This is a genomic window from Paracoccus fistulariae, from assembly GCF_028553785.1.
GTDB classification, from domain to species: Bacteria; Pseudomonadota; Alphaproteobacteria; order Rhodobacterales; family Rhodobacteraceae; genus Paracoccus; species Paracoccus fistulariae.
In genome coordinates, this window is sequence record NZ_CP067136.1 from 966,798 (window position 1) to 987,884 (window position 21,087).

At 63.4% G+C, this 21,087-nt stretch carries 21 protein-coding genes; 14 read left to right on the forward strand and 7 right to left on the reverse strand.

The window, feature by feature from the left end; genetic code table 11:
- The first annotated feature begins 14 nt into the window (after nt 1–14).
- A complete protein-coding gene (locus JHX87_RS04805) occupies nt 15–335 on the forward strand; it encodes a DUF1476 domain-containing protein (RefSeq protein WP_271882780.1) in 321 nt (106 codons plus the stop codon).
- A 53-nt stretch (nt 336–388) separates the two neighbouring features.
- Here the strand turns inward: JHX87_RS04805 and JHX87_RS04810 are convergent, their stop codons facing one another.
- From JHX87_RS04810 to JHX87_RS04820, 3 genes are read right to left on the reverse strand one after another with little or no spacing between them, the layout of a single operon-like run.
- Nucleotides 389–1,747, reverse strand: coding sequence for an MATE family efflux transporter (locus tag JHX87_RS04810; RefSeq protein WP_271882782.1), 1,359 nt, complete (start codon nt 1,745–1,747; stop codon nt 389–391).
- Between the two features lie 3 nt (nt 1,748–1,750).
- On the reverse strand, nt 1,751–2,251 hold the full coding sequence (locus JHX87_RS04815; RefSeq protein WP_271882784.1) for a PaaI family thioesterase: 501 nt from the start codon (nt 2,249–2,251) through the stop codon (nt 1,751–1,753).
- Nucleotides 2,252–2,264: 13 nt separating this feature from the next.
- Nucleotides 2,265–2,708, reverse strand: coding sequence for a PaaI family thioesterase (locus JHX87_RS04820; protein WP_271882785.1), 444 nt, complete (start codon nt 2,706–2,708; stop codon nt 2,265–2,267).
- 161 nt (nt 2,709–2,869) lie between these two features.
- Between JHX87_RS04820 and JHX87_RS04825 the strand changes: the two genes are divergently transcribed.
- From JHX87_RS04825 to JHX87_RS04850, 6 genes are all read left to right on the forward strand, one after another.
- The gene (locus JHX87_RS04825; RefSeq protein ID WP_271882787.1) at nt 2,870–3,250 is read left to right on the forward strand and encodes a MerR family transcriptional regulator; all 381 of its coding nucleotides are present in this window, start codon (nt 2,870–2,872) and stop codon (nt 3,248–3,250) included.
- 121 nt (nt 3,251–3,371) lie between these two features.
- The gene (locus JHX87_RS04830) at nt 3,372–3,770 is read left to right on the forward strand and encodes a MerR family transcriptional regulator (RefSeq protein ID WP_271882789.1); all 399 of its coding nucleotides are present in this window, start codon (nt 3,372–3,374) and stop codon (nt 3,768–3,770) included.
- Nucleotides 3,771–3,773: 3 nt separating this feature from the next.
- On the forward strand, nt 3,774–5,549 hold the full coding sequence (locus tag JHX87_RS04835) for an acyl-CoA dehydrogenase C-terminal domain-containing protein (RefSeq protein WP_271882791.1): 1,776 nt from the start codon (nt 3,774–3,776) through the stop codon (nt 5,547–5,549).
- Nucleotides 5,550–5,834: 285 nt separating this feature from the next.
- Nucleotides 5,835–6,461, forward strand: coding sequence for a glutathione S-transferase family protein (locus JHX87_RS04840; RefSeq protein WP_271882793.1), 627 nt, complete (start codon nt 5,835–5,837; stop codon nt 6,459–6,461).
- An 11-nt stretch (nt 6,462–6,472) separates the two neighbouring features.
- Nucleotides 6,473–7,684: an acetyl-CoA C-acetyltransferase gene (locus tag JHX87_RS04845; protein WP_271882795.1), complete on the forward strand. Its 1,212-nt coding sequence runs from the start codon at nt 6,473–6,475 to the stop codon at nt 7,682–7,684.
- 15 nt (nt 7,685–7,699) lie between these two features.
- Entirely contained in the window at nt 7,700–9,883 is a 2,184-nt protein-coding gene (locus JHX87_RS04850; RefSeq protein ID WP_271882797.1) for a 3-hydroxyacyl-CoA dehydrogenase NAD-binding domain-containing protein, read from the forward strand.
- A gap of 17 nt (nt 9,884–9,900) precedes the next feature.
- Here the strand turns inward: JHX87_RS04850 and JHX87_RS04855 are convergent, their stop codons facing one another.
- The gene (locus tag JHX87_RS04855) at nt 9,901–10,338 is read right to left on the reverse strand and encodes a helix-turn-helix domain-containing protein (protein WP_271882799.1); all 438 of its coding nucleotides are present in this window, start codon (nt 10,336–10,338) and stop codon (nt 9,901–9,903) included.
- Nucleotides 10,339–10,405: 67 nt separating this feature from the next.
- Here JHX87_RS04855 and JHX87_RS04860 point away from each other — a divergent pair, with 67 nt between their 5' ends.
- From JHX87_RS04860 to JHX87_RS04885, 6 genes are all read left to right on the forward strand, one after another.
- Nucleotides 10,406–11,611, forward strand: coding sequence for an MFS transporter (locus JHX87_RS04860; RefSeq protein WP_271882800.1), 1,206 nt, complete (start codon nt 10,406–10,408; stop codon nt 11,609–11,611).
- 168 nt (nt 11,612–11,779) lie between these two features.
- Nucleotides 11,780–12,958 (forward strand): toxic anion resistance protein, encoded by a 1,179-nt coding sequence (locus tag JHX87_RS04865; protein WP_271882801.1) that lies wholly within the window; start codon nt 11,780–11,782, stop codon nt 12,956–12,958.
- A 7-nt stretch (nt 12,959–12,965) separates the two neighbouring features.
- On the forward strand, nt 12,966–14,006 hold the full coding sequence (locus JHX87_RS04870; RefSeq protein ID WP_271882802.1) for a DUF2927 domain-containing protein: 1,041 nt from the start codon (nt 12,966–12,968) through the stop codon (nt 14,004–14,006).
- Between the two features lie 150 nt (nt 14,007–14,156).
- The gene (locus tag JHX87_RS04875) at nt 14,157–15,290 is read left to right on the forward strand and encodes an SPFH domain-containing protein (protein ID WP_271882804.1); all 1,134 of its coding nucleotides are present in this window, start codon (nt 14,157–14,159) and stop codon (nt 15,288–15,290) included.
- On the forward strand, nt 15,291–16,550 hold the full coding sequence (locus JHX87_RS04880; protein WP_271882805.1) for a TFIIB-type zinc ribbon-containing protein: 1,260 nt from the start codon (nt 15,291–15,293) through the stop codon (nt 16,548–16,550).
- A gap of 20 nt (nt 16,551–16,570) precedes the next feature.
- Nucleotides 16,571–17,488: a carbohydrate kinase family protein gene (locus JHX87_RS04885; protein ID WP_271882806.1), complete on the forward strand. Its 918-nt coding sequence runs from the start codon at nt 16,571–16,573 to the stop codon at nt 17,486–17,488.
- 105 nt (nt 17,489–17,593) lie between these two features.
- On the opposite strand, the gene hflX is transcribed toward JHX87_RS04885, so the two are convergent.
- Together hflX and hfq are read right to left on the reverse strand one after the other, a co-directional pair.
- Nucleotides 17,594–18,922: a GTPase HflX gene (gene hflX / locus JHX87_RS04890; RefSeq protein WP_271882808.1), complete on the reverse strand. Its 1,329-nt coding sequence runs from the start codon at nt 18,920–18,922 to the stop codon at nt 17,594–17,596.
- Entirely contained in the window at nt 18,923–19,156 is a 234-nt protein-coding gene (gene hfq, locus JHX87_RS04895; protein ID WP_271882810.1) for an RNA chaperone Hfq, read from the reverse strand.
- Nucleotides 19,157–19,217: 61 nt separating this feature from the next.
- On the opposite strand from hfq, the gene JHX87_RS04900 reads away from it, so the two are divergent.
- A complete protein-coding gene (locus JHX87_RS04900) occupies nt 19,218–19,442 on the forward strand; it encodes a hypothetical protein (RefSeq protein WP_271882812.1) in 225 nt (74 codons plus the stop codon).
- 7 nt (nt 19,443–19,449) lie between these two features.
- Here the strand turns inward: JHX87_RS04900 and JHX87_RS04905 are convergent, their stop codons facing one another.
- Complete coding sequence (locus JHX87_RS04905) at nt 19,450–21,078, reverse strand: TrkH family potassium uptake protein (RefSeq protein WP_271882814.1); 1,629 nt, start codon at nt 21,076–21,078, stop codon at nt 19,450–19,452.
- Nucleotides 21,079–21,087 lie beyond the last annotated feature (9 nt).

The following is a 21,087-nucleotide window of genomic DNA, read 5'->3' on the forward strand; positions in this document are numbered from 1 at the left end:
AAAAGAGGTGTTCCATGACCACGTTCGACGACCGCGAACGCGCTTACGAATCGAAGTTCGTTCACGACGCCGAGCTGCGTTTCAAGGCCGAGGCCCGCCGCAGCCGTCTGTTGGGCGAATGGGCGGCTGAATTGCTGGGCAAGACCGGCGAGGATGCAAAGACCTTCGCGATGAGCATTGTCGCCTCTGACGTGCAAGAGCCGGGCGATGAGGATGTCTATCGCAAGCTGGCCTCGGAACTGGGCGACAAGGCGGATGAGGCGCAGATCCGCGCCAAGATGGCCGAGATGTGGGATCTGGCCCGCCGTCAGGTGATCGACGAAAAGGAAGGCTAAGGCCGTTTCGCAACAGAAATCGGGGCGGGGGCCACGCGGTCCCCGCCCTTTTTCTATGCCGCGGCGTGCGGGATCGGTGCCGCCGCAGCCTCGGCCCGCGGATAGCGGCGCGCCATGGTGATGCCGCGCGCGACGAACAGGATCATCAGCGCGGCCCACAGCCCGTGATTGCCGAAGATCGGCAGCAGCAACAGCAGCGCCGCCAGATAGACCACCACCGACTGGAACATCGCGATGCGCATGTCGCGGGTCAGCGTGGCCCCGATGAAGATGCCGTCGAACATCCAGCTTGCGATTCCCAAGAGCGGCGCAAGGCACATCCAGAACAGATAGACCCGCGCCTCGGCCCGAACCTCGGGCGCGGTGGTCAGCAGGTCGATAATCGCCCCGCCCCCGATCCAGAAGATCAGCCCAAGCGCCACCGCCCCCGCCAGACCCCATTGCGAGGTCAGGATCGAGGCGCGGCGCACCCGGTCGGGCCGATGCGCGCCGACTGCCTGACCGACAAGGCTTTCGGCCGCGAAGGCGAACCCGTCCAGCGCGAAGGCGGTGATCGACAGGAATTGCATCAGCACCTGATTGGCCGCCAGCGTCACATCGCCCTGCCCTGCCCCCAGAAACATGAATGAGGTGAAACAGGCCTGCAGCAGCACGGTGCGGATCATGATATCGCCATTCACCCGCGTCAGCCGGTTCAGCTTGTCCCGCGCAAACAGCGCCGCCGCGCTGCCCGCCGCCGTGACCGCCCGGCCCAGCACATCCCGCGCCAGCCACAGGCCCAGCACCAGCCCGGCCCATTCCGACACCAGCGTGGCCCAGGCCACACCGGTGACGCCCCATTCCAGTTTCAGGCCCAGAAAGATGCTCAGCCCGATATTCAGCCCGTTCTGGAACAGTTGCATGGCCAGCACGGTGCGCGTCCGCTCGACCGCGATCAACCAGCCGGTGATGGCATAAAGCCCGATTGTGGCGGGCGCGCCCCAGATGCGGATCGCCAGATAGTCACGGGTCAGCGCCTCGACCGCGTCCGAGGCCGGGGCCAGTTCAAAGGCCATCCAGAAAACCGGGATCTGGAACAGGATGAAGAACAGCCCCGCCGCCCCGGCAATGGCCAGCGCGCGCAGCAGATGCGCGCCCGATTCCGCCTCATCCCCCTGCCCGTGGCTTTGCGCGATCAGCCCTGTCGTGCCCATCCGCAGGAAGCCGAAGATCCAGTAGATCGAGGTCAGGATGATCGCGCCCAGACCGACCGCGCCAATCGGCTCTGGCCGACCAAGCTGGCCAACCACGCCGGTATCGACCAGCCCCAGCAAGGGAATCGTGGCATTGGACAGCACGATCGGAATTGCAATGTTCAGCACCCGCCGATTCGTCAGATCCGGCAAGGGCGCGCGGGTTGCTGTTTGCGTCATGCCTCAGCCTTGCGGCATCAGGAAATGACCGGTCGCCTGCGCGATCAGCCGGGTGCGGTTATCCTGCCAGGCCTCGACATGGACCGAGGCATAGCGCCGCCCCGACCGCACCACCCGCGCCCGGGCATAGGCATCGCGCGGCAGGCCGCTGCGCAGATAGTCGATGGTGAAATCGATGGTCTTGGGCAGGCGCGGCAGGCTGTCGGGCACCGCCGCATCGGGCGAGATCCGGCCCGATTCCATATCTTCCCACATCACCGTCCAGGACAGTTCGATAATCGCCGTCACCTCAAGAAAGGCGGCGGTGACGCCCCCATGCAGGGCCGGCAGCGCGGGATTGCCGATCAATTTGCGGTTATAGGGCATGACAGCAGTCAGCTCATCTCCGCGCCGGTCAAAACTGATGCCAAGCCAGTTCATGTAGGGCACGCCCGAGACCAGCGCCTTCAGCGCCGAATCGCGGCGGGACTTGATCTGATCCAGCGGTTCGTTGCGATCGATCATCCGTGATCCTTTCTCAGCGTTCGACCGTAAAGGCGCCGGTCGCGGTCGCCACGGGGTTTTCACTGTCCTCATCCACGGCCACGGCCCGGATGAAGGCGACATTCCGCGTCATGTGATAGCATTCGGCAGTGGCCACGATTCGCTGCCGTGGCGCCGCCGCGCGCATGTAATCAATGCGCAAATCGATGGTGGCGGTGGAACGCGGCCCGGACGGATGCGCCATCACCGCCGCGCCGGAACAGGTGTCCATCAAGGTCGAGACGACACCCCCATGAATCACCCCCGTGCGCGGATCGCCCACCAGATGCTCGGCCCAGGGCATGCTGATCTGGGCCTTGCCCTCGCCCAGATCCTCGACCTGCATGTCCAGCGCCTTGGCATGGGGGATGGCCTCGATGAACTGCTGCGCGATCCGGGCGTGCTCTTTCGAAGTTATTTCGGAACCATTCTTGGCCATCTTCCTTCTCCTTACGGCAGCGGCGCATATGTTGGCACAGGTTTAGCCCTCGCCCGCAGGAACGCTCAAGCCCTGTCGCTCGTGATGAACGAACGCGATAGTTGAGAACCATGTCGCAACGCGGTAGCTTTCTTTAGTTGCGCCATATTGAGGAGATGTTGATGCAGGACGAAGAGCTTATCAGCTTCAAAGATATGTGCGCGCGTTTTGACGTGACCCCTAGGACGCTTCGTTATTACGAATATATCGAGCTTCTGAAACCGTTTAAGGAGGGGCGCGCCCGTTTTTATGGTCCGCGAGAAGTGGCCCGCATGACATTGATTCTGCGCGGTCGGCGCTATGGTTTTTCATTGGAAGAAATTCGTCAGTGGTTGCTGATTTACGAACAAAAAGGCTCGAAAGAGCAATATCAGGTCTGGCTGGATCTGGCCGACCGCCAATTGAATGTGATGGGCGAGCAAATCGCTGAATTAGAAACAGCGCGCGCCGATTTGAAAGCGTTGCGCGAAACCGCTGCCAAAGAGTTGACGGACATGAAGTAACCAAACGTCACGATCTTCTTTGACTGGATCGTGACGTTGCGTTTTACTTTACGTTCGCGTCAACTTGACCCTATACCGGTCAGGCAAGGACGGCAGACGGTCAAGAGGAGATCCGCGTTCCATGTCCGAAGAACTGATGACGATCCGTCAAATGTGCGACGCCTTCGGTGTCACCCCCCGCACGCTGCGCTTTTACGAGGCGCGCGAACTGATCTTTCCCGAACGGCGCGGCCAGCACCGGCTGTATGACCGCCGGGACCGTGCGCGGCTGACCCTGATCCTGCGTGGCAAACGCTTCGGCTTCAGTCTGGAGGAAATCCGCCAGTTGCTTGAGCTTTACGAGCCCGGCGGCGCGAACCGCACACAGATCGCCGCGACCATCGATGTCGCGCGGCTGCGGCTGGACGACATGGAACGCCAATATGCTGAATTGAGTGAGGCGATCGTCGATCTCAAGGCACAGATCGTGGAAGCGGAGAAACGTCTGACGTCCGAATCAAAAGACAAGCTAACGGGGTAAAACATGCCGATCTACACGCCACCGATCCGTGATTTGCAATTCGCCTTGCATGACGTTCTGAAACTGTCGGAATCCGATCTTCCGGGCCATGATGAGCTGGACCGCGACTTTACCGAAGCCGTGCTGGACGCGGCGGGCAAGCTGTCTGCCGAAGTTCTGGCACCGCTGAACATTATCGGCGACCAGCAGGGCTGCAAGCTGGAAAACGGCGTGGTGCGTACCCCCGACGGCTTCGGCGCTGCCTTCGAGGCGATGAAGGAAGGTGGCTGGACCGCGCTGGATTGCGACCCGGAATATGGCGGCCAGGGCATGCCCTATGTGATGGGTCTGGCCACGGGAGAGTTGTTCGTCTCGGCCAATATGGCCTTCAACATGTATCAGGGCCTGACCCACGGCGCCTATTCGGCCATCCACGCCCATGGCACCGATGCGCAGAAGCAGACCTACCTGCCCAAGATGGTCAGCTGCGACTGGACCGGCACCATGAACCTGACGGAACCGCATTGCGGCACCGATCTGGGCATGCTGCGCACCAAGGCCGAGCCGCAGGAGGATGGCAGCTATCTGATCACCGGGCAAAAGATCTTCATCTCGGCCGGCGATCACGACATGGCGGAAAACGTCATCCATCTGGTGCTGGCCAAGGCCCCGGGCGGTGGTGAGGGCACCAAGGGCATCTCGCTTTTCATCGTGCCGAAATTCCTGGTGAATGAGGACGGCTCGCTGGGCGAACGCAACGGCGTTTCGGTCGGCAATCTGGAAGAAAAGATGGGCATTCACGGCAATGCCACCTGCGTGATGAACTATGATGGCGCGCGCGGCTGGCTGCTTGGCGATCTGCACAAGGGCATGCGGGCGATGTTCACGATGATGAACGAAGCACGCATGGGCGTCGGCCTGCAAGGCTATGCCGTTGCAGTGCCCGCCTATCAGAACGCGGTCGAATATGCCAAGGACCGGCTGCAGGGCCGCGCCGTAACCGGGGTCGAAAACCCCTCGGGTCCGGCCGATCCGCTGATCGTGCATCCCGATATCCGCCGCAGCCTGATGGACCAGAAGTCCTTCCTCGAAGGCGCCCGGATGCTGTCGGTCTGGGGTGCCCATCTGATCGACCGCGCCCATAATGGCGATGCGGATGCCGAAGGCATGATTTCGCTGCTGACCCCGGTGATCAAGGGCTTCCTGACCGATAAGGGGTTCGAGGCCACGGTGCTGGCGCAGCAGGTCTATGGCGGGCACGGCTATATCGAGGAACATGGCATGAGCCAGTTCGTCCGCGATGCCCGGATCACCATGATCTACGAAGGCGCGAACGGCGTGCAGGCGCTGGACCTGGTCGGCCGAAAGCTGGCGCAGGATGGCGGCAAGCATGTCATGGCCTTTTTCGAGATGGTGAAATCCTTCTGCAAGGAACATGGCGACAATGAGGCGCTGGCCGCAGATTTCATCGAGCCGCTGAAAGCCGCCTCGAAGGATCTGCAGACCGCGGGCATGTTCTTCATGGAACGCGGCATGACCAATCCCAATGACGCGCTGGCCGGGTCGTATGATTTCATGCATCTCTTCGGCCATGTCTCGCTGGGCCTGATGTGGGCCAAGATGGCCGTCGCCGCACAGGAAGGCCTTGCGGCTGGTCAGGGCGATGCAGAGTTTCTCAAGACCAAGCTGGCGACGGGGCGCTATTACATGGCGCGCCAACTGCCGATGACGGCGACTCACCTGGCGCGCATCAAGTCGGGCGCCGCACCGGTCATGGATCTGGGCGCAGACGCGTTCTGATCCGTTTCACGACCCCGCCGACCATAGGGCATGCGGCAAATGTCGGGTGCCTCCGGCGGGGATATTTAAACAAAGAAGAAACGGCCCCGGCACAGGGCCCGGCTATCCGCATATCGGCCCGGCCGGGGCTTTCTCCTTTGGCGGCCATCGGCTTCCCAGCCTGTTCCGCAGCGTCATAAATAGCGAAGAAAGGTTGCGCTAAAGTTAATCAGCCTTTCTTCTTTGCAGAAATATCCCACGGGGGTCCGGGGGCGTGAAGCCCCCGGTGGCAGGAGGAGCCATTCGATGACCGCGCAACTTTGGTGTTTTGGTGAAAGCGGCAATGCCTACAAGGCCGCGCTGACAATGGAACTGGCCGGATATGACTGGTCGCCCGTCTATGTCGATTTTTTCAATGGCGAGGCCCGCAGCCCGGAATTTCGGGCTTTGAACGAGATGTGCGAGGTTCCCGTCTTCCGCGAGGGCGATCTGACGCTGACGCAATCGGCCGTGATCCAGCTGCATATCGCCGAAACGACCGGCAAATTCCTTGGTGCTGACCGCAACGAGGTTCTGCGCTGGCTGATGTTCGACAATCACAAGCTGTCGGGTCAGGCGGGGCCGGTTCGTTTCCTGATGAATTTCCTGCCGCCCGAAAAACGCCCGCAACCCGCCATCGACTTTCTGCAGGGGCGGCTGAAGGCTACCTACCAGGTGCTCAACAGCCATCTGGAGGGTAGAGACTGGGTCGCAGACAGCGCTCCGACCATCGCCGATTTCGCCTGCTGCGGCTATCTGTTTTACCCCGAGCCCTTCGGCTTTGACCGCAAGGACTGGCCCCATATCGACCGTTGGCTGGACGGCATCGCGGCCCTGCCCGGCTGGAAACATCCCTATGATCTGATGCCCGGCAGCCCTGCCGACCGGGCGTAACAGGAGGACACATGACCGAAGCTTATATCTATGACGCCGCCCGCACGCCGCGCGGCAAGGGTCGCCCGGATGGCAGCCTGCACGAAGTCACCTCGCTGGCGCTGTCCGCCCGCCTGCTGAATGCCGTCAAGGAACGGAACAATCTGGAAGGCCATGCCGTCGAGGATGTGATCTGGGGCAATGTCACCCAGGTCAAGGAACAGGGCGGATGTCTGGCGCGCAGCGCGGTGCTGGCCAGCGATCTGGACGAATCGATCCCCGGTCTGGCAATCAACCGCTTCTGCGCCTCTGGCATGGAAGCCGTGAATCTGGCTGCCAACCAAATCAAGGGCGGCGCCGGTCAGGCCTATATTGCGGGCGGGGTCGAGATGATGGGCCGCGTCGCCATGGGCAGCGATGGTGCGGCGATTGCCGTCGATCCCAGCCTGGCGATGAAAACCTATTTCGTGCCGCAGGGCATCAGCGCCGATATCATCGCGACCGAATACGGCTTTACCCGGGAAGAGGCCGACGCGCTGGCCGTTGAATCCCAGAACCGCGCCGCCAAGGCATGGGAAGAGGGTCGCTTCGACAAATCCATCGTGCCGGTTCTGGATCAGAACGGCCTCGTCATTCTGGACCGCGACGAATACATGCGTCCCGGCACCAGCGTCGAGGATCTGGGCAAGCTGAAAGCCAGCTTCAAGGATATGGGCGAGGTCATGCCCGGCTTCGACAAGGTGGCGATGCTGAAATATCCGCATCTGGATCACATCAACCACATCCACCATGCGGGCAACAGCTCGGGCATCGTAGATGGCGCCGCCGCCGTGCTGATCGGCAACAAGGAATTCGGCGAAGCCCATGGCCTGAAACCGCGCGCCCGCATCCGCGCCACCGCCAAGATCGGCACCGACCCCACGATCATGCTGACCGGCCCGGTGCCCGTCACCGAAAAGATCCTGTCGGACAGCGGCATGTCGATCAGCGATATCGACCTCTTCGAGGTGAACGAGGCTTTTGCCAGCGTCGTTCTGCGCTTCATGCAGGCGTTCCAGGTCGATCCGGGCAAGGTCAACGTGAACGGCGGCTCGATCGCGATGGGCCACCCACTGGGCGCGACGGGCGCCATCATCATCGGCACCCTGCTGGATGAGTTAGAGCGTCAGGACAAGAATGTGGGTCTGGCCACCCTTTGCATCGCATCCGGCATGGGCGCGGCAACCATCATCGAGCGCGTGTAAGGAAAGGCGCAGGACATGACCGATTTTACCATGACAAAAGACGCCGACGGCGTCGCCATCATCACCTGGGACGTGCCGGGCAAGTCGATGAACGTGCTGTCGATGGAAGGCGCGACGGCGCTGGGCAGCCTGATCGATGACGCTCTGGCCGATGAGGCCGTCAAGGGCATCGTCATCACCAGCGGCAAGAAGGATTTCGCCGCAGGGATGGACCTGAACGTCATCGCCGATATGAAACAGGGCGGTGCGCAGGGCGTCTTTGACGGCGTGATGGGCCTGCACCATCTGCTGCGCAAGATCGAACTGGCCGGGATGGACCCCAAGACCAAGAAGGGCGGCAAGCCCATCGCCGCCGCCCTGCCCGGCACCGCGCTTGGCATCGGGCTGGAACTGCCGCTCTCCACGCATCGCATCTTTGCCGCCGACAACCCCAAGGCCAAGATCGGCCTGCCGGAAATCATGGTCGGGATCTTCCCCGGCGCGGGCGGCACCACCCGCCTGACCCGCAAGCTGGGCGCGATGACGGCGGCCCCCTTCCTGCTGGAAGGCAAGCTGTCCGACCCCGCGAAGGCCAAATCCGCCGGTCTGATCGACGAGGTGGTCGAGGATCCGCTGGCCGCCGCGAAGGACTGGGTGCTGAACGCGTCCGAGGCCGATCTGGTCAAGCCCTGGGATGCCAAGGGCTACAAGATGCCCGGCGGCGAACCCTTCCATCCGGCCGGCTTCATGACCTTTGTCGGTGCCAGCGCGATGGTGCATGGCAAGACCATGGGCGTCTATCCCGCCGCCAAGGCGCTGCTCAGTGCGGTTTATGAAGGCGCGATGGTGCCCTTTGATCAGGCGCTGAAGATCGAGGCGCGCTGGTTCACCAATGTCATCATGAACCCGTCCTCGGGCGCGATGATCCGCAGCCTCTTCATCAACAAGGAAGCGCTGGAAAAAGGCGCGAACCGTCCCGATCAGCCCGATCAGTCGGTGAAGAAGGTCGGCATTTTGGGCGCGGGCATGATGGGTGCGGGCATTGCCTATGTCAGCGCCATGGCCGGGATCGAGGTCGTGCTGATCGACGCGCAGCAGGCCTCGGCCGACAAGGGCAAGGCCTATTCCGAAGGCCTGCTGGACAAAGCCATCAGCCGCAAGAAATCGACCGAAGAGAAAAAGGCCGAGGTTCTGGGCCGCATCACCGCCACCACCGATTACGACAAGCTGCAGGGCTGCGATCTGATCGTGGAAGCCGTGTTCGAGGATCCGAAGGTCAAGGCCGAGGTGACCGCCAAGGCCGAAGCCGTGATCCCCGAGGATGCGATCTTTGCCACCAATACCTCGACCCTGCCGATCAGCGATCTGGCCCGCGCCAGCGCACGGCCCGGGCAGTTCATCGGCATCCACTTCTTCAGCCCGGTGGACAAGATGCTGCTGGTCGAGATCATCAAGGGCCGCGAAACCGGCCCGCGCGCCGTCGCCAAGGCGCTGGATTTCGCGCGCCAGATCAAGAAGACGCCCATTGTCGTCAATGATGCGCGCTTCTTCTATGCGAACCGCTGCATCATCCCCTATATCAACGAGGGCATCCGCATGGTCGGCGAGGGGGTGAACCCGACGCTGATCGAAAATGCCGCCAAGATGATGGGGATGCCTCTGGGTCCGCTGCAACTGGTCGATGAAACCTCGATCGATCTGGGCGTGAAGATCGCCAAGGCGACCAAGGCGGCGATGGGCGATGCCTATCCCGACGCGGCCGTCGATGAGCTGCTGTTCAAGCTCTATGACGAGGGCCGTCTGGGCCGCAAATCCAATGCCGGCTTCTATGACTATGACGAGAAGGGCAAGCGTCAGGGCTTCTGGGACGGTCTGGAAGCGAACTGGCCGGAATCGGACGAGCAGCCCGACCTGACCGAGGTGCAGCACCGCCTGATGTTCGCCCAGACTCTGGAAGCGGTGCGCGCGCTGGAGGAAGGCGTGCTGGAGGATATCCGTGAAGGCGATGTCGGCGCGATCCTGGGCTGGGGCTTTGCGCCCTGGTCGGGCGGTCCGTTCAGCTGGCTTGATATGCTGGGCGCGCCCCGCGCGGTCGAGATCTGCGACGCGTTGACCGAGGCCCATGGCGCGCGTTTCGCAACCCCGGCCCTGCTGCGTGAGATGGCCCAGAAAGGTCAGACCTTCTATGGCCGCTTTGGCCAGCAGGCCAAGGCCGCCTGAGGCCGGTCACATCACCATCAAACGGGGGCCTTGCGGTCCCCGTTTTTCGTTGCGCGCCGTTTCTGTACCCTGTCACTTGCCCGCATCAGGCGCTGAAAGCTGGGGCATTCCAGATGCGACGGCGCCGTGCAATCGGCCACATGGCGCAGCGCCCTGATCAGGACGGCAAGCTCTTGCATCTGCCGCTCCAACTGATCGGCGCGGCGGTGAAGCTCATCCCTTGGCAGGGCGGGCAGGCCGTCCTTGTTGAACATGGCCGCAATCTCGGTCAGCGAAAATCCCGCCGATTTCCCCATATTGATCAGCGTCAGTTGCATCAGCACGCCGGGCAGATACTGCCGCCGCAGCCCATGCCGACCCGCCGAGGAAATCAGCCCCTGATCCTCGTAATAGCGCAAGGTCGGGACCGATAGGCCGCTGGCCGAGGCGACCTCTGATATATCCAGAAGTTTCATGCTTGACCTGAAGTTGACTTGAGTTGCTAGCTTTGCCGCCGATCACCAAATTCGCAAGGGGACCGGCATGGAAATTTCAGCTTCTTCACCAGAAAACGCACTGATCCGGCGCGATCCGCGCGCCGTCGCGCTGCTGCTGGCGGCAACGCTGACCGTCATGGCGGCGGCCACGATCAGCCCGGCGCTGCCCGGGTTGCAGCAGCAGTTTCCGGCCACCGACAGCAATGCCTTTCTGATCCGGCTGCTGGTGCCTGCGCCGTCCATTGCCGTGGTGCTGACCGCCGCGATCTGCGGTCGCATCGCGGATCGACGGGGTCGGCGGCGGATGCTGCTGGCGGGGGTCGTGCTTTATGCGCTGGCGGGCAGTCTGGGGGCGCTGCTGACGGATCTGCACATGCTGCTGGCCAGCAGGCTGATCCTGGGCATCGCGCTGGCCACGATCATGACCGCGCAATCCGCGCTGATGGGCGATTATTTCACCGGCGACCGGCTGCAGGCCCTGTCGGGGGCGCAGGTCTCGGCCCGGAATCTGGGTGGGCTGCTGTTCATCACGCTGGCCGGGTTTCTGGCCATGATCTCTCCCCGCCTGCCCTTTGCGATCTACGCGCTTCCGGCGCTTCTGCTGCCCTTCTTCTGGCGCGTGATCGTGGAGGTCCAGCGCAGCCACGGCACCTCGACCGCCCCCCTGCCCGAGCCGCAGGGCTGGCGACTGCGGGTGCGGCTGCTGGCGCTTGGGCAGGTTGCGGTGACGGTGGTGTTTTTCACCATGCCGACGCAATTGCCCTTTTATCTGGAGTTTCGCGGATATCCGTCCCCGGCCATGACCGGCGCCGCATTGGGCATGATGATGCTGGCGGGGGGCATTGCCGGGCTGCGCTACAGCGCCATCTGCGGCCGGATCGGCCATGCCCGTGTCTGGGCGGTGGCGTTCGGGCTGATGGCGGCGGGCTTTGCCGCGTTGGCCGGGGCTTCGGGATTTGCAACGGTGCTGGCCGGGGCCGCGTCCATCGGCGCGGGCTATGCGCTGGCCATTCCCGGCTTAATTTCGCTGTCGCTGGCGGCCACGCCCGCGCATCGGCGCGGCTGGACCGGTGCGCGGCTGACCATCGCGGCCTTTCTGGGGCAGTTCCTGTCGCCCTTTGCCAGCATGCCCGCGCTTGTCCAGTGGGGCTGGCAGGCATGCGCCGGCGGGCTGGCCTTGGCGCTGAGTGGCGCGGCCCTTCTGGCGCTGCTGCTGAAACCCCGGACCATGGCCGCGCCCACCGGCACATAAGCGCCCATGGACCCGCGAAAGCCCCGCGGTTGTGACCCCTGTGCAAGGCCCCGCAACTTTCCGCCGGATCATCCGTTGATCCGCGCGGGATTCGGCATATGCTGCAACGCAACATCTTTGCCCCGCACTTTCTTTGCCCCATGGGGCGCAGACATACAGGAATTGACGATGACCGATGAAACGCGCCGCCGCGCAGAAGCTGCCTTGAAGGATATCGAAGAGGTCACCTCGGTGGTGCTGCCGGAACCGGAATCGGACAGCACCCCCGCACCGACCCACGATCCGCAGGTCGCAGCCGAAGTCCGCCGCCGCATGGATGAGATCAATCTGGAAGATACCGGATCCATCGTGCGGTTCGGCACGCGGGCGCAGGCGGGCCTGCAAGAGATCAGCCAGAAGATGCTGGCCGATGTCAAAAGCAAGGATGTCGGCCCGGCCGGCGAAAGCCTGCGCGAAATCGTCACCACCATTCGCGGCTTTTCGACCTCGGAACTGGATATGCGGCGCACGCGCAGCTGGTGGGAAAAGCTGCTGGGACGCTCGGCCCCCTTCGCGAAATTTGTCGCCAATTATGAAGAGGTGCAGACCCAGATCGACCGCGTGACGGTTGAACTGGAACGCCATGAGGGCGTTTTGCTGAAAGATATCAAGGCGCTGGATCAGCTTTATGAACAGACGCTGAATTTCTATGATGAACTGGCGCTGTATATCGCGGCGGGCAATGAGAAGCTGGCCGAACTGGACAGCACGACCATTCCCGCGCTGGAAGCCAGGGTCAAATCCGTGCCTGAAGACGATCAGGTGATGCAGGCGCAGGAACTGCGCGACCTGCGCGCCGCGCGTGACGATCTGGAACGCCGCGTCCATGACCTGAAGCTGACCCGGCAGGTGACGATGCAATCGCTGCCCTCGATCCGGCTGGTGCAGGAAAATGACAAATCGCTGGTGACCAAGATCAACAGCACGCTGGTCAATACCGTGCCGCTGTGGGAAACCCAGCTGGCGCAGGCCGTCACCATCCAGCGCAGTGGCGAGGCCGCCCGCGCGGTCAAGGAAGCCAGCGACCTGACCAACGAACTGCTGACCCGCAATGCCGACAATCTGCGTCAGGCCAATGCCACGATTCGCGCCGAGACCGAGCGCGGCGTCTTTGACATCGAATCCGTCAAAAGCGCCAATGCTCAGCTGATCGCAACCATCGAAGACAGCCTTCGCATCGCGGATGAGGGGCGCGCCCGCCGCGCCGCCGCCGAAGAGGATCTGGAAAAGATGGAATCCGATCTGCGCGACACGCTGGCCCGGGCCACCGCCGCGCGGCAGACGGATGGCAGCCAGCAACTCCGATAAGGGTATCATGTTCCACCGTTCCGCCCTGACCTCTTTGCGTCATCTGCCCCTTGCGGCGCTTCTGGCCCTTGCGGCCTGCAGCGAGGCGCCGCCGACCGATACGGCGCCGCGCCCGGCGCCGCGCCCTGCCGTCGCGGCCGGGGATGACCTGAAGGCTGCGGAACAGGCGCGGCTGCGCAAGGCCCGCGCCGAACGTAACCGCGCCGCCAATGCCGCCGCCGCAGTGGCGGCGCGCAATGCCAGCGCCAGCACCACGGCCAATCGCGAGTTCTATGCCCGGGCCGAGGCCGCCTTGCTGGCCGAGGGTCGGCTGCGCCGCGATCGCGTGCCGCAAGACGCCCCGATTACGGCCGAGCATCTGGCGCAGGATTTCATCGAAATCGCGCTCTATGACGAATATCGGCGTGATGGCGACCGGCTGGTGCCCGGCGCGACGTCGGCGCCCTTGCGGCGCTGGCAGGACGCGGTGCGCTTTCAACTGGAATACGGCGCCTCGACCGATGTGGCCACGCGCCGCGCCGTGCGGGTCGAGGTCAGCGATTATGCCGCGCGGCTGTCAGGCGTCACGCGCCATCCGATGCAGGTCGTCGATATCAGCGGCAATTTCGTCATCCTGCTGCTGACCGAGGATGAGCGTCGCAGCCTTGGCCCGCGTCTGGAACAGCTTGTCCCCGGCATCCCCGCCTCTGACGTGGATCTGATCCGCGATCTGGACCGTCAGAATTACTGCACGGTCTTTGCCTATTCGCGGGGCAATTCGGCGGTCTATGCGCGTGCCGTGGCGCTGGTCCGGGCGGAACTGCCGCCGATGCTGCGCAAATCCTGTTTCCACGAGGAACTGGCACAGGGCCTTGGCCTGTCCAATGACAGCCCGAACGCACGGCCCTCGATCTTCAACGATGATGAGGAATTCGCCCTTCTGACCCGGCATGACGAATTGCTGCTGCAGATCCTCTATGACCGCCGCCTGCGCCCCGGCATGACCGAGGTCGAGGCACGGCCCATCGTGCTGACCATCGCAAGAGAGCTTTTGGGAACCTCGACCTGACCGCGCGGTTTCGCAGCGGGCTGCCCACAGGACCGGCTTTCGCGACTTGACGATGGGGACGCAAATGGCGGTATCCTGCCCCGGACCGGGCGGCGCTGTCCAAAGACGCAGGGCCCGCCCGCATATGACGACACAGAAAAAGGAACGGCCATGGGTATTCTGGACATTCTTGGCGGAGAGTTCATCGAAATCATCGAATGGACGGACGATACCCGCAACACGATGGTCTATCGCTTTCCCACCGTCGGCAAGGCCATCAAATACGGCGCCAAGCTGACCGTGCGCGAAGGTCAGGCGGCGGTGTTCGTGCATGAAGGGCAGCTGGCCGATGTCTTTGGCCCCGGCCTCTACCTGCTGGAAACCAATAACCTTCCTATCCTGACACGGCTGCAGCACTGGGATCACGGCTTCCGCTCTCCCTTCAAATCCGAGATCTATTTCGTCAACACCACCCGCTTCAACGATCTGAAATGGGGCACGAAAAACCCGGTCATGGCGCGGGATCCGGAATTCGGCCCGGTGCGTTTGCGCGCCTTTGGCACCTATTCGATGCGGGTCACCGATCCGGCCCGCTTCATGGCCGAGATCGTTGGCACCGATGGCGATTTCACCACGGACGAAATCACGTTTCAGATCCGCAACGTGATCGTGCAGGAATTTTCGCGCATGATCGCCAGTTCGGGTATTCCGGTGCTGGATATGGCCGCCAATACCGACGAGTTGGGCAAGCTGGTCGCCCGCGCCATCGCGCCGGTCGTCGGCGAATACGGCCTGACCCTGCCGGAATTCTATATCGAGAATATCAGCCTGCCCGAAGCGGTCGAGAAGGTCCTGGACAAGCGCACTTCGATGGGGATCATCGGCGATCTGGACCGGTTCGGCCAATATGCGGCAAGCGAGGCGATGCTGAATGCCAGCCAGAATCAGGGCGGCGCCGGTGCGGGCATGGGGGCTGCGATGGGGGCCGCGATGGGCATGGGCGTCGGCGCGCGTCAGGCGTCGGGGCCATGGGGACCGGTTCCGCAGGCGGCCACGGGCGCGCCCGTGGCACCTCCACCCCTGCCGGGTCGGCAGGCCGAAACCGTCTGGCATATCGCGCTGGACGGTCAGCCGCAGGGGCCCTACGGGCGCGGCCATCTGGGCCGACTGGCGGGCGAGGGTCAGTTCACCCGCGACACGCTGGTCTGGACGCCCGGGCAGGATGGCTGGCAAAAGGCCGATGATGTGGCAGAGCTGGCCCAGCTTTTCACCACCATGCCGCCGCCCCTGCCGCCGCAGTCATAAATGCCCACGCCGCAGACCGAATATCGCTATCCCTGCGAGAATTGCGGGGCCAGCCTGCGGTTTCAGCCCGGGCAGGATGTGCTGGTCTGCGACTATTGCGGGCATGAGCAGCGCATCGGCGAGGGTCCCGGCCGCGCCCCCGCGCGGCAATCGCTCGGCGGGGCCGAGGGCGAGGCCGCGATCCTTGCCGATCCCGAAACCGGGCGTGCTTTGCAATGGGATGCGGGCCATAAATCCCCCGAACTGGTCGAGATCCCGCTGGAACAGGGGCTGCGGCTGGACAAGGGGTCAGAGATCGCGCTTGAGATCCGCACCCTGTCCTGCCCCAATTGCGGCGCGCAACTTGAACTTGACGGCGCAAACCATTCCGGCACCTGCCCTTTCTGCGCCACGCCCGTCGTCACCGACACCGGCACCACGCGCAAGATCAAGCCCCAGGGCGTGCTGCCCTTTCGCCTGACCGAGGAACAGGCCCATCGCGCGATGGAGGACTGGATGGGCGATCTGTGGTTCGCGCCTTCGGGGCTGGTGGCCTATGCCCGCAAGGGCGAAAAGCTGCGCGGCGTCTATTCGCCCTATTGGACCTTCGACGCCAATACGCAATCCGAATATTCCGGCCAGCGCGGCGATTATTATTACGAAACCGTCTATGTCACCCAGCTGGTCGACGGCGAGACGCGGCGCGTGGCGCAGCAGGTTCAGAAGATCCGCTGGCGTCGTGCGGCGGGCAGGGTCGCGCGGCGCTTCAACGATGTGCTGGTGCTGGCCTCGGCCTCGCTGCCACGGCGCTTTATCGACGCGCTGACCCCCTGGGATCTGTCGCATCTGCGGCCCTATCGCCCGGATTATCTGGCCGGGCTTGAGGCCGAGGGCTATACCATCCCTCTGGCCGAGGGGCATCAGAATGCGCGCCGCGAAATGGCCGGTGTGATCATGAACGACGCGCGCCGCGATATCGGCGGCGATGTGCAGCGGGTCGACCGGATCAGCACCCGGCATTCGGCCGAGACTTTCAAACATGTCCTGCTGCCGGTCTGGACCGCCGCCTATCGCTATAACGGCAAAAGCTATCGCTTTGTCGTCAACGGCCAGTCCGGTCGGGTCATGGGCGAACGTCCCTGGTCCGCCTGGAAAATCGCCGGCGCTGTATTTGCTGGACTGTTAGCGCTTGCAATCCTGCTCTATTTTGCCGCATCCAACGGATATGTCGATTTTGGTTCGGGCGTGCCATCGCCCGATTACGTTATTCAAGGCTATTGAAGGCCAGTTGGGAGGAAGACATGATCCTGTGCGCGGGCGAGTCGCTGATCGATATGGTGCCGCAGGACGGCAGTTTCACACCGCATCTGGGCGGGGCGGTCTTCAACACCACCGTTGCACTTGGTCGGCTGGGCCGCCCCACGGGCTATCTGTGGCCGCTGAGCCGCGATCCCTTTGGCGAACAGCTGTCGCAGCGCCTGCGCGAGGCCGGGGTCAGCATCGACCTCTGCCCGCGCACCCATCGGCTGACCACGCTGGCGCTGGTGACGCTGGATGACGGCAATGCGCGCTATTCCTTCTATGATGAGGGCTCGGCCGGGCGTCTTTTCGCACAAGAGGATCTGCCGTCCCTGCCCGCCGGGGTCGAGGCGCTGTTTGTCGGCGGCATCAGCCTTGTCCCCGATCCCTGCGGCGGCACGATCGAGAAACTGATCCAGCAGAACCATGCCGATCTGCCGGTAATGATGGATCCGAATATCCGCCCCTTCTTCGTGAATGACCCCGAGGCCTTCCGCGCCCGTCTGGACCGGCTGCTGGCGATGGTGGATATCGTCAAGCTGTCCTCGGACGACATCGAATGGCTGTTCCCGGATCTGTCGCCGGAACAGGCCGCGCAATCGCTGCTGACCAGCGGGCCGAAACTGGTGCTGCACACGGCGGGCGAACATGGCGCAACCGCCTATTGGTCGGGTGAACCGGTAAATGTGAAATCCATGCGCAGCACCGTGGTCGATACCATCGGCGCGGGCGATACCTTCAATGCGGGCTTTCTGGCCGGACTGCATCAGCAGGGCGCGCTCAGCAAGCAGGGACTGGACAGCATTGATGCCGATATCATCGGCAATGCATTGAAAACGGCGGTGCAGGCGGCGGCAATCGTGGTGTCGCGGGCCGGGGCAAACCCTCCCTGGGCGCATGAGATGCCAAAGGCCGACTGAAGCGTTCTGGGTTAAGGTCAAGGCAGTCCTGCTTCGCGTTGAGCGTCTGTCGCTGGCGCGACAGGCAGGCTAAGCGGAGATGTATCGACCTGACCCCGAAACGCTTTAAGCGTCGGCGCCAAGCGCCTCGAACCCGGCCTGCTGGCGTCTGGTCCAGCGGATGTGGAAGGTCAGGCCGTTTTCCCCGGCCTCTTCCCGCTCGACCACGCCGGCCTCGTGAAGCCAGGCGCGACGGCGGCCATCCGAAAATGGCAGGGTCACGGTCGCGGCTTCGCGCGGCTCATCCAGCGCGTCCGACAGTTGCGTGTCGATGGCCGCGATCAGATCGTCCAGCCCCTCTCCGGTCAGCGCGCTGACGGCCTGAACGCCCTGCCTGCGCGCATCGGTGCGGCGCAAGGCGGCGCGGGTATCTGCCGACAATGCGTCGATCTTGTTCCAGACCTCGATCAGCGCGACATCTTCTTCCACGCCCAGCGATTCCAGGATCTCGGCCACATCGGCGGCCTGTTCCTCGGTCTCGGGGTGGCTGATATCGCGCACATGCAGGATCAGATCGGCCTCCAGCACCTCTTCCAGCGTGGCGCGGAAGGCGGCGACCAGTTCGGTCGGCAGATCGCTGATGAAGCCCACCGTGTCCGACAGGATGATCTTGCGCCCCTGCCCGCCGCCCTGTGCATCGGGCAGACGGATTGCGCGCATGGTCGGGTCCAGCGTGGCAAACAGCATGTCCTTGGCCATCACCTCGGCCCCGGTCATGCGGTTGAACAGCGTCGATTTCCCGGCATTGGTATAGCCCACCAGCGCAACGATGGGATAAGGCACCTTGGCCCGCGCGGCGCGGTGCAGCGTGCGGGTCTTGACCACGCGTTCCAACTGCCTGCGCAGCCGGGTCATCTGCTCATCAATGGCGCGGCGGTCGGCCTCGATCTGGGTTTCGCCCGGACCGCCGACAAAGCCCAATCCGCCCCGCTGGCGCTCCAGGTGGGTCCAGGCGCGGACCAGACGGGTGCGCTGATAGGATAAGGCCGCTAGTTCCACCTGCAGCACACCTTCCCGCGTCCGGGCGCGATCGGCAAAAATTTCAAGGATCAGCCCGGTGCGGTCCAGCAGCTTGACCCCCCAGTCCTGTTCCAGATTGCGCTGCTGCACAGGCGTCACCGGGCCGTCGATCAGCACCAGCTCAACCTCGTCTTCCTTCAGCCGCGCGCCGATCTCGGCCAGTTTGCCCTTGCCGAACAGGCGGCCCGGATCGGGCTTGCGCAGGCGGGCGACATCGCTGCCGACAATCTCGATCCCCGGCAGCGCCTCGGCCAGGGCCACGGCTTCGGCCAGCGCATGCTTGGCCTCGCGGCGCTGCGTGCGACCCGAGGCAAGTTCGGGATGCAGCACGAAGGCGCGGGTCGGTTTCGCCTCGGTTGAGGTGGGTTCAGCCAATCAGTCGTCGCCTTCGTAAAGCGAGATCGGCTGTCCGGGCATGATCGTGCTGATGGCATGCTTGTAGACCAGCTGCGACTGCCCGTCGCGACGCAAAAGCACGCAGAAATTGTCAAACCACGTGATCACACCCTGAAGCTTGACGCCGTTGATCAGAAAGATCGTCACCGGCACCTTGGCCTTGCGCACATGATTCAGGAAGGCGTCCTGAAGGTTCTGTCTGTCGCTTGCCATGCTACGTTCCCGGTTTTGTTTTTTGTGTTTCTTTTCGATATCTAGGCCAGCGGTGCCAACCATGCAACAAGTTGCGACACTAGCCTATCAAGTCCGGGAATCACCCTACAACAGGAAGCAGGCCGATTTGCAGCTGATGCGGAAAATTCTTTTTGTTATCGCGCTAACTGCTGTGGTATTTGCCACAGTCCTGTCAGTCTTCATCGGCTGGCGAACGATCAATTATCAACCTGCGGCAGAGCAAGACGGCAGCAGCCAGACCGCGCCCGCCGCAAGCTCTGGCTGATGCGGACCTATTTGCGCCAGAATTCGGGCGACAGCAGCGCCAGGATCGCAAGCGTTTCCAGCCGCCCCAGAACCATCGCCCCCGCCAGCACCACCTTGGTAAAGACGGGCAGGCCCGACCAGCCCTCCCACGGGGCCGAGGCGACGCCGGCCGTGCTTTCGAATGCCGGGGTCAGCGGGATCGCGGCGGCCAGCGGCCCGGTATTCGTCAGCGCCGCCACGGACAGGATTGTGGCGGTTTCGATCTCCAGCTGCTGGATCGACACCAGCACCACCGTCAGCGCGATCGAAGCCGCAAAGAGCATGAAGAAGATGAAGGACAGATAGGCACCCTCGCGGCGCAGCCTGCGGGCAAAGCGGCCGCCGCCCGCGATCCCATGCGGGTGGATGATCTTTTCCATCTCGTGATGGCCATGCGAGGCCAGCGCATAGACCCGCAACAGCTTGACCCCGCCCGCCGTGGTCGCCACGCCGCCGCCCATCATGGCCAGCCCCGCCAGGATCAGCCCCGGAGAGCTGATGCCCGACCAGGCGCGCGCGCCCTGCCAGTCGATCGAGTTCCACCCCGTCGTGGTCAGAAAGCTCATGGCATTGAACAGCCCGCCCCAGAAGGCGGCGAAAGATTGTTGCAGATCGAACAGCATGCCCGTCTCTGGTCCGGGCTCTCCGATGGCGGCCGCAGCGCCCAGGAAATGGCGCAGGAACAGCACGATGGCGACGGACATGATCAATGCCGTGGCCAGCTTCAGTTCCGGATCGTCCCACAGCTGTTCAGTCACGCGCAGTTCATTCCCGCCTGGCCAGAAGCGGCGGGACAGCGCAAAGATCAGGAAGGCAAAGACCGCGAATTCCCCGACGAAGCCGGTATTGGCGCCCACCGGCCCGATCACCGGGGAAATCCCGCTGGTGGACATGGTGCCCATCGCGCGGCACAGCGCAACGAGCGAGTCGTCGCCCGCCATCAGCAGGATCACCCAAAGGGCCAGCGTCAATCCGCCGTAAATCGGAAAGACCGCCACCGCCAGACGCGTCAGACGATAGCGCGGATCGGTCAGCCGGGTGTGAAACTCGGGCGAGGACAGGTGCGGCTGCAGCGTCCGTGGCTGTTCCGATTGCGGCAGACGCTCGAAATATTCGTTGCGTCCATAGGGTGTGGCGACAATTTCAAAGCCGCCGATCCGCAGCGGTTCCAGAATGGCGACAGCGGCGACAAGGATCAGGAAGCCGCCCATCCAGCCCACCTGCGCCCGCCACAGATGCAGCGGCGTCGGCAGAAGATCCGCCGAATATAACGAGGCGCCGGTCGTGGTCAGCGATGACAGCATCTCCCACCAGGCGTTGAACACGCCGGTATCGGGCAGGCTTTCGGCAAAGGGCAAGGCCATGATCACCGGCAGCACGCAATAGACCGCCAGCATGTTCAGCAGGGTTTCGAAGGCCGACAGGCGCTTGCGGGTGGAAATCGCCGCCAGCCCGATCATGCCCGAGATGACGATGATCAGCAGCGCCCAGTAAAAGAAGCTGCGGGCGATGACATGGTGATCGGTGACCGAGGCATAGATGGCCGGGATCAGCATCGACAGCGCCGTGATGATGGCCAGCATCACCAGGATCGGAAGGCGCAGGAAGAAGGACACCGCCCCGCG

What these genes read in the sequence shown, in the direction of transcription:
- JHX87_RS04805 (WP_271882780.1), top strand. Translation starts at nt 15, where the DNA reads ATGACCACGTTCGACGACCGCGAACGCGCTTACGAATCGAAGTTCGTT.
- JHX87_RS04810 (WP_271882782.1), bottom strand. Translation starts at nt 1,747, where the DNA reads ATGACGCAAACAGCAACCCGCGCGCCCTTGCCGGATCTGACGAATCGG.
- JHX87_RS04815 (WP_271882784.1), bottom strand. Translation starts at nt 2,251, where the DNA reads ATGATCGATCGCAACGAACCGCTGGATCAGATCAAGTCCCGCCGCGAT.
- JHX87_RS04820 (WP_271882785.1), bottom strand. Translation starts at nt 2,708, where the DNA reads ATGGCCAAGAATGGTTCCGAAATAACTTCGAAAGAGCACGCCCGGATC.
- JHX87_RS04825 (WP_271882787.1), top strand. Translation starts at nt 2,870, where the DNA reads ATGCAGGACGAAGAGCTTATCAGCTTCAAAGATATGTGCGCGCGTTTT.
- JHX87_RS04830 (WP_271882789.1), top strand. Translation starts at nt 3,372, where the DNA reads ATGTCCGAAGAACTGATGACGATCCGTCAAATGTGCGACGCCTTCGGT.
- JHX87_RS04835 (WP_271882791.1), top strand. Translation starts at nt 3,774, where the DNA reads ATGCCGATCTACACGCCACCGATCCGTGATTTGCAATTCGCCTTGCAT.
- JHX87_RS04840 (WP_271882793.1), top strand. Translation starts at nt 5,835, where the DNA reads ATGACCGCGCAACTTTGGTGTTTTGGTGAAAGCGGCAATGCCTACAAG.
- JHX87_RS04845 (WP_271882795.1), top strand. Translation starts at nt 6,473, where the DNA reads ATGACCGAAGCTTATATCTATGACGCCGCCCGCACGCCGCGCGGCAAG.
- JHX87_RS04850 (WP_271882797.1), top strand. Translation starts at nt 7,700, where the DNA reads ATGACCGATTTTACCATGACAAAAGACGCCGACGGCGTCGCCATCATC.
- JHX87_RS04855 (WP_271882799.1), bottom strand. Translation starts at nt 10,338, where the DNA reads ATGAAACTTCTGGATATATCAGAGGTCGCCTCGGCCAGCGGCCTATCG.
- JHX87_RS04860 (WP_271882800.1), top strand. Translation starts at nt 10,406, where the DNA reads ATGGAAATTTCAGCTTCTTCACCAGAAAACGCACTGATCCGGCGCGAT.
- JHX87_RS04865 (WP_271882801.1), top strand. Translation starts at nt 11,780, where the DNA reads ATGACCGATGAAACGCGCCGCCGCGCAGAAGCTGCCTTGAAGGATATC.
- JHX87_RS04870 (WP_271882802.1), top strand. Translation starts at nt 12,966, where the DNA reads ATGTTCCACCGTTCCGCCCTGACCTCTTTGCGTCATCTGCCCCTTGCG.
- JHX87_RS04875 (WP_271882804.1), top strand. Translation starts at nt 14,157, where the DNA reads ATGGGTATTCTGGACATTCTTGGCGGAGAGTTCATCGAAATCATCGAA.
- JHX87_RS04880 (WP_271882805.1), top strand. Translation starts at nt 15,291, where the DNA reads ATGCCCACGCCGCAGACCGAATATCGCTATCCCTGCGAGAATTGCGGG.
- JHX87_RS04885 (WP_271882806.1), top strand. Translation starts at nt 16,571, where the DNA reads ATGATCCTGTGCGCGGGCGAGTCGCTGATCGATATGGTGCCGCAGGAC.
- hfq (WP_271882810.1), bottom strand. Translation starts at nt 19,156, where the DNA reads ATGGCAAGCGACAGACAGAACCTTCAGGACGCCTTCCTGAATCATGTG.
- JHX87_RS04900 (WP_271882812.1), top strand. Translation starts at nt 19,218, where the DNA reads ATGCAACAAGTTGCGACACTAGCCTATCAAGTCCGGGAATCACCCTAC.